The following is a 14,749-nucleotide window of genomic DNA, read 5'->3' as shown; positions in this document are numbered from 1 at the left end:
TTCTATGAAAACTCCACACAAGGTATCCCGTTGAGCATTACAGAAAAATATGGAGAGGGAAAAATGGATATCAAACCGATTAGGAAGAAAAGAGTCTATCAAGCCATTATTGAGCAGATTCAACAGTTTATTCGTCAAGGACAATTAAAGCCGGGGGATAAACTGCCTTCAGAACGTGATTTAGCGGAAAAGTTTCAGGTGTCACGCACTACGATTAAGGAAGCCATTGCTGTTATGGAAGCTATTGGTGTTTTAGAGATACGCCCTGGAGTAGGAACTTTTGTCAGAGAGATAGGAAATCATTTTCTAGATTTAAATTATATTTTTGGAGATGATGACACCGAAATTCAAGAACTTATGGAATTTCGTCAAGCTATTGAGGTGGAAGCAGCTTATTATGCAGCAATAAGAGGAACAGAAGATGATAAAAGAAAGTTAACGCAATTGTTTTCTGAACTGGAGAAAGAGGTTATGTCAGGGAAATTGCCGGCTAAATCAGATTTTTCTTTTCATATGCAAATATCATCAATGTCTCAAAATGCACTGTTTCTTAGAATAATGGAATTCATCTCTGACAAGCTTTTTAAATCGGTTACCAAAAATGCAGTTAATACATTTGCGGGGGGAGGGGATCCTGTAAGGGTGCTTCAAGAGCATCGTGCAATCTATGAAGCTATATTGTCTGGTGATGGAGGAAAAGCACGTCAGGCTATGCGTTATCATCTTGAAAGTGTCATTGCGCGTTACAAAGGTATAGGTATATAAGAGGTGGTGAGTGATGCCGCTACAGCCAGATATTGTAGATCAAATTGTTCGGATTGTTGGAGAGGAAAGAAGAGTTCTTATTAAAAAAACGGATCTTCTTAGTTATGGTTATGATGCGTCTTTTGGTTTTTTTGTTCCTGATCTTGTTTGTCAAGTGAAACGTGTAGAGGAAGTTTCTGGAATTGTAAAACTCGCCAATCGCGAAAAAATACCCATTACACCAAGGGGGAATGCGTCTGGATTAAGTGGAGGAGCTTTGCCTATTGAGGGGGGGATAGTGATTGATGTATCTTTATGGAACGATGTATTAGAAATCCACAGGGATGATATGATTGCTATTGTTTCTCCAGGTGTAATTACGGCTGACATTGATCGGGCTGCTCAAAAAGTTGGTCTTATGTATCCCCCGGATCCCAGCAGTTCTAATGTCTCGACAATTGCTGGTAATATTTCGGAAAATTCGGGTGGGCCGCGGGGGCTGAAATACGGAGTAACGAAAGATTATGTTTTAGGATTGCAAGTTGTCACACCGGAAGGCCATATTATACGCACAGGTGGACGAACGATCAAAAATGTCACAGGTTATGATTTGACGAAATTAATTGTTGGCTCAGAAGGAACACTAGGCATTATTACAGAGGCTATTTTGCGTCTTATTCCAAGACCGCAGGCGACGCTTTCTCTTATGGCAGTTTTCGACGATATCGTGCAAGCGGGCTATGCTATTACTAATGTACTTACTTCGGGGATTCTTCCGTCGAAGATCGAGTTTATGGATCAAGCATCTATCCGGGCGGTGGAAAGTTACAAGCCGATGGGATTGCCTATCAATGCCGAAGCGGTTCTTTTTATAGAACTTGATGGTCATCCTCTAGCTATTCGAGATGAGGCGGATTATGTTTATAAATTAATGCAAAAGACAGGAGCGTTGTGCGTCCAAAAAGCCGAAACGAGTGACCAAGAAGAAAAAATGTGGAAAGCGCGAAAACTTGTGTCTCCGGCTGTTGCGCGACATAAACCAACGAAAATTTCTGAAGATGCGACAGTTCCAAGAAGCCAAATACCATCTTTTCTAAAACGGTTAAGGGAAATTAAAGACAAATTCGACATCGATCTCGTTGTTTTTGGGCATGCCGGCGACGGAAACCTTCATCCAAACATTCTTTGTGATCAGCGCAATAAAGAGGAGATGAAGAAGGTAGAGAAAGCAGTAGTTGCGATTTTCGAAGCCGCCCTTGATCTCGGGGGAACGCTTTCTGGGGAACATGGAATCGGGCTGATGAAAAAGTCCTTTATGCCAATGGAATTTGATCAGTTTTCGCTTGAAATGATGAAACGCATTAAACAGGCGTGGGATCCAAATAACATTATGAATCCAGGAAAGATTTTCCCAAAACCAGGTGACAGGTTGGTGTTAAGGTAATGAAAGCCCAAGAAAACGTGTATTTAAAGAAGGCGGCGGATTTAACATATGACTGTGTTCAATGTGGCTATTGTCTGCCCTCCTGTCCTACCTATTTGACTATGAAAACGGAAACACAATCTCCAAGGGGGCGCATCAATCTTGTTCGCGTGGCGGCAGAGGGACATATCACAGTGAATGAATTAAGTGTTCCAATCGATCTTTGTCTTGGATGTCGTTCATGTGAACATGTTTGTCCAAGCAACATGGAATATGGAAAAATGCTCGAGCTTGTAAAAGGTAGTATCCGCTATCACAAAAAGCAGACTTTGTCTCCATTGCGACGTTTTTGTGAGAGTCTCATCTTTAAGCATGTGCTTCCGAATAAAAGTATCATGAATAAGCTTGGAAGTTTTCTATGGGTATATCAGAAATCAGGTGTGAAAAAGGTTGTTCATATGAGGCCGCTTCGATATTTGCTCCCAAAAAAGTGGGAGTTATTTGATAAGGGATTAACTGAAGCGAAGCCCCCTTTTCGAAAAAACGATGGGCGCCGATACCCCTCGATTAGCAAGCGTCCAGCCTTGAAAGTGGCATTTTTCACCGGTTGTGTGATGGAAGCGGTTTTTTACCGAATTAATTTGCTTAGCATTCGCCTGTTGCAAAAGGTTGGTTGTGAGGTTATTGTAGTTAATGATCAAACATGTTGTGGTGCGTTACAATTGCATGCTGGGGAAGCAGAACTGGCAAAAGAAATGGCCAAACGGAACATTGAAGTATTTGAAAAAGAGGAGTTTGATTATATTGCAAATAGCGCGGGAGGTTGCGGCGCCATGCTGAAGGAATATGATGGATTGTTCGAAGATGATCCCGAGTGGTTGGAGCGTGCAAGACATTTTAAGCAAAAGGTAGCAGATATTAGTGTAATTTTAAATAAGTTTAGTTTGAAACTAGAGAGAGCCTTATCTTACAGGGTTACTTACCAGCCCTCTTGCCATATGACTAATGTTCAAAAAGTTACAAAAGATCCAGAAGCATTGATTCAGTCGATTGAAGGCATTGAGTTTATACGATTAAATAGTCCTAACCTTTGCTGTGGTTCAGGTGGGATTTATAATTTAATTCATTTTGAAGAGTCTATGAATATCCTTGATGCAAAAATGTCTGATATTAAAAATACAAAGGCCAATGTTATTGTAACGACTAATCCAGGTTGTTTATTGCAAATGAAAGTGGGTATTGCCAAGGAAAATCTCCATGATCATATAAAGGCGGTTCATCTTGTTGAACTGCTCGCCGAGGCATGTGAAGCTACGAAAAAAGGTTCATGAGCCGTTTCACTTCCCACTCTGCATGAAAATGATCAATTTAAGTGCGCGCATTTATAGAAAATTGGCGAATTTAAAAAAGAGCAATATTATACAGAATCGGGCATCCTTGTTTTCTTAGCATAAACATTAGTGAAAACGTTTTCTATTTAGGAGGGGAAAGAATATATGGTAATCAAGAAAATTAGACGGTAGAAGGAGCTATGTATTTTACTTTACAACTAAGTAAATAGAAGTTAGGAGGAAAATTGAATGAAAAAACAATGGATTGTCCTATTAGTTTTTATAATTGTCATGTCTTTAGTCGGTTGCGGTGTTCCAAATCCTAAAACAACTAGCGGGGCTAAACCAGCCAGCAATTCGGGAGATGGTGTGGCTGAAATTACAGTCGCGGGGAATGGTGGCAAAATTGAGAGGGCTATTCGCGAAGTAATTGTTCCAAAATTTGAAAAAAAATACGGAATTAAGGTGAATTTTGTTCCTGGGTTATCTGGTGAAATATTGTCAAAGGTGGAATTGCAGAAAAATGCCCCCCAATATGATGTGGCGTTTTATGTGCCCTTGGACGTACAAAGAGCTAATGACAAAGGATTGATTGAAAAATTGGACTCATCGATAGTCCCTAACATGGATAAGCTTGATCCACGATTTGTCGTCGTAAATAATGTTGGGGTGCCCGTATTTGGATTGGTAATTGCTCCTGCGTACAATACGGAAACGTTTGAGAAACACAAGTGGGCGCCTATTACATCTTGGAATGACCTTATTCGACCCGAATATAATGGGAAAACGGCATTCGCTGACATTGCCAATGACTGGGGGTTTGCTTTGCTTTATAACCTTGCCAATGCTAATGGTGGAAGTTTAGATAATTTGGAGCCTGGTTTGCAAAAAGCCAAGGAATTAGCTAGCTATTCCAATACGTTCTACAAAAACTCTACTCAAATGATGCCAGCTGTGCAACAAGGAGCAGCAGATGTCACTGTCATGGGTAGCTATGCGATAGCTGAGTTGATTGATATGGGAGTGCCTTTGAAAATGGTTATTCCGAAAGAGGGAGCGCCATTGCAAGCATTCAGCGCAACGGTTGTCAAGAATGCTCCACATAAAGAAGCGGCGATAAAATTCGTAAACTTTTTGATAAGTGAGGAGTCGCAAAAGCAAATTGCGGAAAGCGGTTTTTACCCGGTGCTTAAAGGAATGAAGGTAGCGCCGAAGTACGAAAAATCTATCGGCCTAAAAGAAAACGATCGTGTTTTTCGTCCTGATTTTAAAAAGATGGCCGAAATTCGGGAAGAATGGACAGATCGCTGGGCTAAAGAAGTTACACCAGAGCTAGGGAAAAAGGTTAATAAATAGAAGGAGTGGAAATATGCAAGTGGCAAATGATGTAGAATTGAAGGGAGTTTATAAACAAATTGGAAAAAATATTATTCTAAATGGTATCGATTTACAAGTCAAGCAAGGTGAACTACTCACCTTGCTTGGACCTTCTGGGTGTGGTAAAACATCAACGCTTAATACCATTGCAGGTTTTCTTGATATTGATAAAGGAGAAGTGTTTATTAAAGGAAAAAACGTGACAAATATTCCTCCGTATAAACGTGGTTTAGGAATGGTATTCCAAACCTATTCTCTATTCCCACATATGACTGTTTATGAAAATCTTGATTTTGGCTTATCCTTGCGAAAAGTTCCTAAAGAAGAGAGAAGGAAGAGAATTGAACAGGCGTTAGAACTGGTAAAAATGTCTGGATTAGAGAAGAGGTATCCGCGGGAATTATCGGGGGGACAACGTCAACGTGTAGCTATTGCCCGTGCCCTAGTAGTGCAACCGATGTTATTATTACTTGATGAACCACTCAGCAATCTTGACGCCAAATTGCGCTATGAATTGAGGGCTGAAATTAAACGTTTACAAAAAGAGGTGGGAGTGACCACTATTTTTGTTACACATGACCAAGAGGAGGCACTTTCTCTGTCTGATCGGATTGTAGTAATGAATAAAGGGACAATTGAACAGGTTGGGACACCAACTGAGATTTATGAGCACCCATGTACTGAGTTCGTTTTTCAATTTATTGGTAAATCAAATCAATTTGAAGGGAAGGTAAAAACTATTGACAGTCGAATGATATGTGTTGAGCTAGAGGGGAATATTCAGATATTTATTGAGTCAAAAAATATGATGGGCTCGGATCATTCCTATTCAATTGGAGATAGGGTCAAACTGTACATTCGACCAGAAAAATTAACCATTCAGGAACAAGAAAGTGAGCCAGAAATTTTTTATTACAACAAGTATAATGCTTCAATCGTTCAAATGAACTATCTTGGCTCTACTTGGGAAATCGAACTGTTATTGTTTGGAAAACGGGTGCAAGTGCTACAACCTTTCATTAAATCGGATTGGAAAATAGGAACTGAGGTGACTGTACGATGGAACCCGTCAGATATGATGATCGTCAAAAAATAGTCAGATTGTCAACAGAAGTTGTTACGGCAAGGAGAAAAAGAAATTGGAGAAAATATATATATTGCGGTTTGCTTTTGTTCCCCCTAGTGGCTTTTATTTTCGGTTTCTTTGTGATACCAATGCTTTACATTTTATATTTAAGTTTTATTGAAACCAAAGGGGAAACAAATGCGTTCTATAGCATAGGAAACTACGTGCATTTTTTTACTGATTCTTACTATTTACATTCGTTATGGCTAACAATTAAAATAAGCCTTTACACTGTAGTGGTATCCCTGTTGCTCGGTTATCCTGTAGCACTAACAATGGCTAAATGTTCCCCGCGTGTCCGCGGATTATTAACTTTGCTTGTAGCCTCACCGTTGCTTATTAGCATTGTTGTGCGCAATTTCGGATGGTATCTTCTCTTGTTACCAAACGGAACAATCCATCAATTATTAATTAGCCTTGGTATTACCACTTCGCCACCTAAACTGCTATTTTCGGAGATAGGTGTCGTTATAGGACTGTCTAATGCCTATCTACCATTTATGATTTTATCAGTTGCTACAAGTTTATATAATATTGATCCATCTCTTGAGAAAGCTGCAGCCATTCTGGGAGCCGGCCCGTTCCGTTCATTTTTGTCAGTTACCTTGCCGTTGAGTTTACCTGGGATTGTATCAGGGGTCGTGTTGGTCTTTAGTATGTCGATGAGTGCCTATGTGACGCCAGCATTGATGGGAGGAGCAAATGTACCTATGCTCCCAGTTGTGGCTTATGATCAAATTATTAACTTACTGCGTTGGACGTACGGATCTGCCATTTCGTATGTTCTCCTTGGCATTACGTTAATCATTGTTACTACTTTTACCCGAATGATGGAAAAGGGACGCTACCGGGAGGTGTTCCGCTAATGAATATTTTAAGAAAATTAAGGTTGTTTCTAGCCATAATTAGTTTTATTTACATTTTAATTCCATTGGTTGTAACCATTCCGGCTTCACTTACCAGCGCCAATTATCCAAGCTTTCCGCCAAAGGGTTTCTCACTGCAGTGGTACACCAAGTTGCTAGAACGGCCAGAGTTTGTGGAAGCTTTTTGGAATAGTGTAAAATTCGCTTTTTTAGCATCATTGTTTTCAGTTTTGTTAGGAACATTAGGAGCTCTTGCTATTGCTAAATACAATATACCTGGGAAATCTTATCTTGTCTCGTTGTTAACCGCTCCGTTGACTGTTCCGCAATTGGTGCTTGGCATTGCCTTATTAATTTATTTCACTCCTATGTTGTTAGCGGGCACTCCGATGGGATTTTTAATCGCTCATATTATTATTTGTGTACCATATGTAGTCCGTTTTGTCCTAACAGGATTAAGTGGTTTTGATTACAATTTGGAACGGGCAGCGGCAATTCTTGGAGCTAGTCCGTTGATTGTTTTTTGGAAAGTGACATTTCCTTTAATTCGGCCGGCGGTCTTATCCGGGGCATTATTCTCTTTTTTGACTTCATTTGATAATGTTACGGTTTCGCTATTTATGGTGTCTCCAGAGATGAGAACATTGCCGTTGGAAATTTTTTCGACGATGCAGGACGCATATAGTCCGATTGTTGCCTCAGTTTCGAGCGTTGTAATTTTAATTTCAGTTGTACTTATTTTGATTTTAGAGAAAATTCATGGTGTTGGGAAATTGCTAGGGAGTGCTCATTAACCGTTTGCTTTATTGTGATTGCTTACATGGTTAAGAATCGTGTTTAAAGATAAAGAAGAATTTCTCTATTCTTTCTTTTTTGTCGGCAACAAAAAGCAGAAATTTTTTTGATGATGTAGAGCACAGCGAACAGAGGCTATTCCGAAAAGACAGTATGAAATAAGGAGATCTTGACATGATTCATATAGCCATTATTGGAGGAGGAATTGTTGGCTTAGCTGCCGCTTATGCTATTAAGCAGGCTAGGCCAGAGGCAGAAATTACAGTGATTGAAAAGGAAAATCATTGGGGAACGCACCAAACAGGCCATAACAGTGGTGTTATTCATTCAGGGATTTATTATAGACCTGGAAGTTATAAAGCAAAATTTGCGAGATCAGGAGGGGAAGCGCTCATTCGTTTTTGCCAAAAATATGGAATTCCTTTTGAACGGTGTGGAAAAGTGATTGTAGCCACGAATGAGCAAGAGCTTCCACTCTTGAAAAACTTATATGACCGTGGGTTGCAAAACGGTTTGAATCTCCAGTTGATTGATCAGGATCGTTTGCGAGATTTCGAACCGTATATTAATGGGATCAGGGCTGTTCATGTAAGAGAAACTGGTATCGTCGATTATAGGAAGGTTTGTGAAATAATAGCATCACTATTAAAGAGTGCAGGAGCTGAACTATTATTAAATACAAAGGTGGAGCGAATTGTAGAAGAGAATTCAAAGGTCCGCGTAATTACTAACCGCGGTACCCACTCATTTGATTTTGCAGTTAATTGTGCGGGGTTGTATAGCGACCGTATTGCTCGTGCTTCGGGAGTAGCAATAGATTTGAAAATTGTTCCTTTTCGAGGGGAGTACTATAAGTTACGCCCTGAAAAACGCTACCTTGTGAAAAACCTAGTTTACCCTGTTCCGAATCCACAATTTCCTTTTCTTGGTGTCCATTTGACAAGAATGATCAATGGTGAGGTGGAAGTGGGGCCAAATGCTGTGCTTGGATTCAAGCGTGAAGGATACAGAAAAACGGATGTGGATGTAAAGGACCTTCTAGATACTATCTCGTTTAGGGGATTTTGGAAATTATCCTTGACGTATTGGCGAGAAGGAATGGAAGAAATGATTCGTTCATATAGCAAAACAGCTTTTGTGAAAAATGTCCAGCGTTTGCTTCCAGATATAGAGGTGGACGATTTGATCCCGGCTCCGGCAGGCGTACGTGCACAAGCGTTGCGCTCTGATGGGACACTCGTTGATGATTTTTACATTATTAATATGAAGAGAACTGTTCATGTTTTAAATGCCCCATCGCCTGCGGCAACAGCCTGTTTTCCGATTGGAGTGGAGATCGCACGGCGAACTTTTGAGATGGCGGGGCGTTGAGAGCAGTTTGCCCGGCGCAAGCATGGCTTGCGCCGGCACTGTACGAAGGATTTTCATATCTTTGGATCGCTTCAACCCTGCAAGTGTGAGGTTATTGTGGTTATTGTAAAGAAAAGCATGTTTTCTCTACTGCAGCCTTATGGTGGGGTAGCGGGGTTTTTTCGAAAAACGATGGACGACGAAACGGGAGAAACAGACAATGCATTCGGAAACGGTCAGGATGGGGGATCTTATTACAGAAAAAGCCGTCTGACCAAGAATCCCACGCCTTTAAGCGTGTGGAGTGTCAATCCGCTTTCTTCAGCAAATGCATCTCCTCCTCCACTCTCGCGATGCGGCCAAGTTGATAATCAAGCCGCTGATGAATGAGGGAGATGTCTTCTTTTGTCGCCATTTGCTCGCGAATGCCGGCCATTTCTCCGCGGAGGCTGGCGATTTCATGGCGCATGCCGTCTTGAATGCTGCGCTGTTCGAGTTGATTGTCGCGGATCGCTTTGATCATTTCCGTGTTTTCTTTCATCTGCTCCTTCAGCCAGCGCAGCTCTTCTTCCTGTTTGTCCATCCGTTGCTCAAGTTTGTCCACCCGTTGTTCAAGTTGACCCAATTTTTGCTTCACCGTTTGCATGTCTTGCTTCAGGACGGACATGTCATCGACAAGTCCTTGAACAAGTGTGGTTAACTGCCGCAACAGCTCTTCCATGAAGAAACCTCCTTATCGAGATGGGATTCACTCGGGGCGTTTCAACCATGAAACGTGAGGAGTCCAAGATGTGGAAATAGGAGAGGAAACGCCTACAAGCTCATTATATCATGGCTTGGCTAGGTCATCACTCCTAAATTGAGGGAAAGAAAAGGGATAAATAGGGGGTGTGTTGAATACGTCATTAGCAGAAGTTGTGGTAGTTTGAAGAAAATAGATTGATAGGAGAGGGAATATGAACGCATGGATCAAGGGAAGAAATGCGGCGCTTATGTGTATGGCGTCCGTCTTTTTATTTTCCTGCAGCAATGCGGCTGATCGCGGCGTCGAGGAAGTGCTGGCAGCGCCAAACGAACTGGCGGGGCAAACAATCGAGCATCCACCGCTGCCGAGTCCGATCGATAAGATGGTGATAGCGTCAGCCTCTGCCAAACAAGCGGCGCCGAACCCGAACGAAGTGCGCATCACCATCAGCGCGGCGGGCGATGTGACGCTCGGGCGCGATGAAAATTATGGCTATGCGTATTCGTTTGATGAAGAAGCGAAGAAGCACGGCTTGCGCTATTTTACGAAATACATTGAGCCGATCTTCAAAAAGGACGATTTTACGACCGTCAATTTGGAAACGACGCTGACGACCTCGACGCGGAAGGCAAGCAAGAAATTTCGTTTTCGCGGCCACCCGAGTTATGCGAAAATCTTAACCTATGGCGGCATTGATGCTGTGAATCTGGCCAATAATCATACATACGATTACTTGCAACGAGGATACAATGACACGATTGCCTGTTTAAAAAAGGAAAACATCGGTTATTTCGGCCGCACGCTCCGGCTGTTGAAAACGGTCAAAGGCATTCAAGTTGGAGCGCTTGGCTATGAAGGCTGGAGCAACACCAGCACGTTGCGCAAGCAAATCGCCAACGATATTCGCACGCTTCGGAAACAAGGAGCCGACATCGTTTTCGTCCATTTCCATTGGGGAGTGGAACGAAGCTATGTGCCAAACAGCACGCAAAAGGCGCTCGGCCGCTTTGCGATTGACAGCGGCGCCGATTTGGTCGTCGGCCATCATCCGCATGTCATTCAAGGGATTGAGGAGTATAAAGGGAAGTTCATCGTCTACAGCCTCGGCAATTTTATGTTCGGCGGAAACAAAAATCCGAGCGACAAAGATACGTTTGTCTTCCAGCAAGTGTTCTCTTTTCAAAACGGCAAGCGGACGGCCAAAAAAGAAATCCGCGTCATCCCATTTCGCATTTCATCGGTGACGACAAGGAACAACTACCAGCCGATGCCGTTAGCGGGAGGGGAAGCAGCCCGGGTGAAACGGAAAATTGTCTCGCTGTCGGCGAAAATCAAAAAGCCGACTTGGACCGCGTACGAAGTGAAGTAAAAAAGGATGGCCCTTGTTTCGGCCATCCTTTCGCTTTTTGCAAGGTTAAGAGCGATCATTGATTAAGTTGGCGACGAGCACGTACCGCTGCGGAGCAGGGCCGACGTAGCGGAACGGATAGCACGTGGAAACGGTGAGTGTCGCTTTCGGCTTTGGAACGATGACCGTCCGGTCGTCGGCGTCGACGATGCGCACTTTGCGCACTTTATAGGTGAATGTGCCGGCGGACGTACGGACGATCAAGATATCGCCTTGGCCGACTTCGCCAAGACGGCGGAAGACCGTGTCGCGATGGCCAGAAAGCACGCAGTTGTCCGCCTCTCCTGGCAGGACACTGCCGGCGTAATGGCCGACCCCTTTTTTCAACTCGTCTTCATCTGTACCGTGGTAAATCGCTAGGCTCATGTTGAGCTTCGGGATGACGAGTTCGCCGATTTGTTCGCCGATTTTGGGCTGTTTTGGGTAGAGTGAACTTTGGATTTGCATCGGCGCAGCGCCTGTTTGTCTCTCTATTTCAACAGACAGCGGCTTGACCGCTTCCAAGCCGTTTTTCCACTTCAAGCCGCTAACGGCGGCTACGGCGATTCCTGCTGCGATCAAGCTTGCTCCAAAAAAGCGCACGAGCCGTTTCCGGTTCATTTATTTCGCCTCGGCTCCTTGGCGGAAGCGGACAAGGAATGCGCCGGCACCGATTAAGGTCAAACCAAAAAGCATATAAGCGGCATACGGGGATGCCGTCTTCGGCAGTTTCGCTCCGGCTTCGGTCCGCTTCAGCGGTTTCGGCGGCGCCGGTTTCACCACTTTTTCGATTTTCGCTGCCTGGCCGCTCTGTTGCAAGTCTTCGCCGATTTCATCGAATATGTCGGAGGCAAACATCTCTTCGGTCACGACAAAATCAGCCAGCAGCTCGCCGTCAGTGCTGTAAATTTCAACAAGCAAATCGTAGCCGTTCGCTGATTCCATTGTCAGCAGCGTCGACAGGCTGAGCGGCTTTTTCTCGCCACCTTTTGTCAAATAAAACTTCGCTTCCAGCTGAAATGTGGAAAGCAGGTCGGTCCATACATTGGCGATCTCAGCGATTTGCGTTGGCGATAGCTCCGTCACGCTCGTAAAATCGTACGCACCGATCGCCTCAAGCCGTTGGCCGATTTCTTCCATTTTCTCGGCGAATTGCGGATCTTCCATATTAAGCGATTCAAAATGGTTATAGAGCTTTTCCAACTCTGCGTCCGTCAAACCAAGCTCGTCTAAATCCGGAAGCAAGTAGTCGATGACTGTCTCCGACAGTTCCTCGACCGTCGCATAATTGTCAAGCGAATCGCCGTTTTTAGACAGCAGTTTTTCCAATTGCGTTTTCGTCATGCCAATTTCTTGTAAAAATTTGTTTAATGTTTCTTCGGTCAACGGCGTCAAATTTCGATAATAATCGACGATATCTTTCAGCTCGCCGATCGAGTGGTAATCGGCCAACGATTCGCCGTGCCGATCAAGAAGGGCGATGAGCTCTTCCTTTGTCATTCCGCGTTCGTTTAGAAAGGCGGCCAGCGTTTCATCCGTGATTGGAACGGAGTAATCTTTAAACAGTTCGATATATTCTTCCAGATCATTGTAAAATAAAAACACATCAGTAATGGCCTGTGACTCTTCCATTTCTCCATTGTCGATGAGCATTTGTCGAAGCTGTTGTTCGGTCAATCCGTGTTTGGCGAGCAACTGAGCTAAATTTTCTTCCGTGAGCGGCTCGCCGAACTCACGGCGCATTTCGTCCACGCTGTCAAACTCATCGAGCGAATAGCCTTCATAGTCCAAATAATTTTCCAGCTCTTCGACTGTGATCCCTGCTTCATTTAAATACTGCTCTAAAGCTGGATCGTTGCGTTCAATGGCGAACGCTGAAGCTGGCCATACAGTGGCTATGGATGCGGCCAAGGCAAAAGGAACGATGTTTTTCATGTCGTGACCTCCGTTTGTTTGTATATACGAATTCAGTATATAGGAACATGAAAGGGACGAAAATAGTGAAATATATGGAAATTTTTATATAGAACACCCTCCCTGTTTACATCTAATGTTTTCCACGTATGACTTTTTAGAGGCAACGTATGCTAACCGTTGAACGGGAGCTGTCGAGCAAAAGGAGGTGGAGGTACAATGGATCGCTTATTCCGTCTGTTCCGCGTTCAGCGCGGCCGCGGGTTGTGGAATCCATGGTTGGGGGTTGTTAGACGGCGAAGAAACCATAACGCCATTTGGACGCTCGTCAGCGTAAGCTTAGGAGCGGTGGCAGCCGCGATGTTGGGGGCGAGACAAGGGAGACGCATGGCGCCGATGACGCAAGGACCGATGCGAAACGTGATTCGCGGCCTCAACCGCTGGATGAGCCGGCGGATGGGAACGATGCAGCCTGTTGCAATGGATTTTCCTGCAAAATCATCCAAAAGTAATGAGATGTAGCCGCTTGTGATAGTATTGGATGACCGATGGGATCATGGAAAAGGGTGTTCCAAAATGATGGATGGGCACCCTTTTGTTTTGTCCTAATGATTTTGAAGGTTGAAAAAGATAGAAGATTGTAGCATAATATTTTTATTAACTAAATATTCAGAAATATAAAATAAAAGCGAAGCGTTCTTGGTACATGAAAAAAGATTTGATGCAAAAAAGGGGGGAGAATGGATGACGCAGATCGAAATGGAGTGGATAGGAGATGAAATGTACCGCGTTCCAATCCCAGTTCCATTTCCGATGAAGTATGTCTATTGTTACGTAGGTCGGGAAGCGGATGGATGGAGCATTGTTGACGTCGGCTTTCGCTATCCAGAGGCGATTAGCGCTTGGGAAGCAGTGTTTCGGCAGCTTGGAATCAAACCGCGGCATGTTCAGGCCATTTACATCACTCACTTTCATCCGGATCATTTTGGCTTGGCTGGGTGGATGCAACAGCAGACGGAGGCGCCTGTCTGGATCAGCGAGCCGGATTATGCGATGGCGGAACGAGTGTGGGGGGAAGAGAGCGTTCAGGCGAGCGAAGTGGGTGCCATGTTTCGCCGCCATGGTGTGCCGGATGAGTTGGTAACGGACATTGAGGAGAGCATGTGGAAGCTGTCGTTGCGCGTTAGCCCGTTTCCGGTGCTAACCGTTTTGGATCGTTCGGAAATTGTGCTGGGGCAGCGGCGATGGGCGGTCATCCCGGTCCCGGGGCACAGCGATGGATTGATCAGCTTTTATCAGCCGGAATCGCGCCAGTTGCTTGCATCAGATCATGTGCTTGATCGCATTACTCCGAACATTAGTGTATGGCCCGGCGCTTATCCAAATCCGCTCGAGCAATATTTTGCCTCGCTTCGCAAAGTGGAGGAACTGGAGGTGGATGTGGCTCTTCCTGCCCATGGCGCGGTCATTCGCCAATTTCGCGAGCGGATCAGCGACATTTTCCGCCACCACGAACAACGGTTGCAAAAAATGAAAACGCTAGCAACATCGGGGCGCACCGCCTATGAAGTGGCCCATCTTGTGTTCGGCCATAAGCCGCTGACCGCGCACCAATGGCGGTTTGCAGTGGCTGAGACATTGGCGCATTTGGAATATTTGGTGTCTGTCGGTGAATTGCAAAAAGAGGAGCA

At 44.2% G+C, this 14,749-nt stretch carries 14 protein-coding genes; 11 read left to right on the top strand and 3 right to left on the bottom strand.

The window, feature by feature from the left end:
• The 8 genes from VU18_RS08450 to lhgO all read left to right on the top strand — a co-directional run.
• On the top strand, window positions 1-765 hold a 765-nt coding region (locus tag VU18_RS08450), incomplete at its 5' end, for a FadR/GntR family transcriptional regulator (RefSeq protein WP_236687328.1).
• A gap of 13 nt (window positions 766-778) precedes the next feature.
• The gene (locus tag VU18_RS08445) at window positions 779-2,188 is read left to right on the top strand and encodes an FAD-binding oxidoreductase (RefSeq protein WP_047757978.1); all 1,410 of its coding nucleotides are present in this window, start codon (window positions 779-781) and stop codon (window positions 2,186-2,188) included.
• The gene (locus tag VU18_RS08440) at window positions 2,188-3,498 is read left to right on the top strand and encodes a (Fe-S)-binding protein (RefSeq protein WP_047757977.1); all 1,311 of its coding nucleotides are present in this window, start codon (window positions 2,188-2,190) and stop codon (window positions 3,496-3,498) included. Before VU18_RS08445 ends, VU18_RS08440 begins: the two co-directional genes overlap by 1 nt.
• Window positions 3,499-3,747: 249 nt before the next feature.
• Window positions 3,748-4,854 carry an ABC transporter substrate-binding protein gene (locus VU18_RS08435; protein WP_047757976.1) on the top strand — a complete coding sequence of 369 codons (1,107 nt, stop codon included), beginning with the start codon at window positions 3,748-3,750 and terminating at the stop codon, window positions 4,852-4,854.
• Window positions 4,855-4,867: 13 nt separating this feature from the next.
• Complete coding sequence (locus tag VU18_RS08430) at window positions 4,868-5,971, top strand: ABC transporter ATP-binding protein (RefSeq protein WP_047757975.1); 1,104 nt, start codon at window positions 4,868-4,870, stop codon at window positions 5,969-5,971.
• Window positions 5,935-6,867 carry an ABC transporter permease gene (locus VU18_RS08425; protein WP_047757974.1) on the top strand — a complete coding sequence of 311 codons (933 nt, stop codon included), beginning with the start codon at window positions 5,935-5,937 and terminating at the stop codon, window positions 6,865-6,867. Before VU18_RS08430 ends, VU18_RS08425 begins: the two co-directional genes overlap by 37 nt.
• Complete coding sequence (locus tag VU18_RS08420; protein ID WP_047757973.1) at window positions 6,867-7,661, top strand: ABC transporter permease; 795 nt, start codon at window positions 6,867-6,869, stop codon at window positions 7,659-7,661. The genes VU18_RS08425 and VU18_RS08420 overlap by 1 nt, the downstream gene beginning before the upstream one ends.
• Window positions 7,662-7,836: 175 nt before the next feature.
• Window positions 7,837-9,033: an L-2-hydroxyglutarate oxidase gene (lhgO, locus tag VU18_RS08415; RefSeq protein ID WP_047757972.1), complete on the top strand. Its 1,197-nt coding sequence runs from the start codon at window positions 7,837-7,839 to the stop codon at window positions 9,031-9,033.
• Between the two features lie 286 nt (window positions 9,034-9,319).
• Here the strand turns inward: lhgO and VU18_RS08410 are convergent, their stop codons facing one another.
• Entirely contained in the window at window positions 9,320-9,733 is a 414-nt protein-coding gene (locus tag VU18_RS08410; protein ID WP_047757971.1) for a hypothetical protein, read from the bottom strand.
• Window positions 9,734-9,968: 235 nt separating this feature from the next.
• Between VU18_RS08410 and VU18_RS08405 the strand changes: the two genes are divergently transcribed.
• The gene (locus VU18_RS08405) at window positions 9,969-11,126 is read left to right on the top strand and encodes a CapA family protein (RefSeq protein ID WP_023633568.1); all 1,158 of its coding nucleotides are present in this window, start codon (window positions 9,969-9,971) and stop codon (window positions 11,124-11,126) included.
• Between the two features lie 45 nt (window positions 11,127-11,171).
• Here VU18_RS08405 and VU18_RS08400 read toward each other — a convergent pair whose 3' ends face one another.
• Both VU18_RS08400 and VU18_RS08395 read right to left on the bottom strand, forming a co-directional pair.
• Window positions 11,172-11,765 carry a class D sortase gene (locus tag VU18_RS08400; RefSeq protein WP_047757970.1) on the bottom strand — a complete coding sequence of 198 codons (594 nt, stop codon included), beginning with the start codon at window positions 11,763-11,765 and terminating at the stop codon, window positions 11,172-11,174.
• Window positions 11,766-13,079, bottom strand: a complete 1,314-nt coding sequence (locus VU18_RS08395; RefSeq protein ID WP_033009520.1) for a processed acidic surface protein — start codon at window positions 13,077-13,079, stop codon at window positions 11,766-11,768.
• A 198-nt stretch (window positions 13,080-13,277) separates the two neighbouring features.
• On the opposite strand from VU18_RS08395, the gene VU18_RS08390 reads away from it, so the two are divergent.
• Window positions 13,278-13,580, top strand: coding sequence for a hypothetical protein (locus VU18_RS08390; RefSeq protein ID WP_047757969.1), 303 nt, complete (start codon window positions 13,278-13,280; stop codon window positions 13,578-13,580).
• Between the two features lie 222 nt (window positions 13,581-13,802).
• Window positions 13,803-14,749: MBL fold metallo-hydrolase (locus tag VU18_RS08385; RefSeq protein ID WP_047757968.1), on the top strand; the 947-nt coding region annotated here is incomplete at its 3' end.

Source organism: Geobacillus sp. ZGt-1 (assembly GCF_001026865.1).
In the GTDB taxonomy this organism is placed as follows: Bacteria; Bacillota; Bacilli; order Bacillales; family Anoxybacillaceae; genus Geobacillus; species Geobacillus thermoleovorans.
This window is presented reverse-complemented; position numbering and strand designations above follow the sequence as displayed.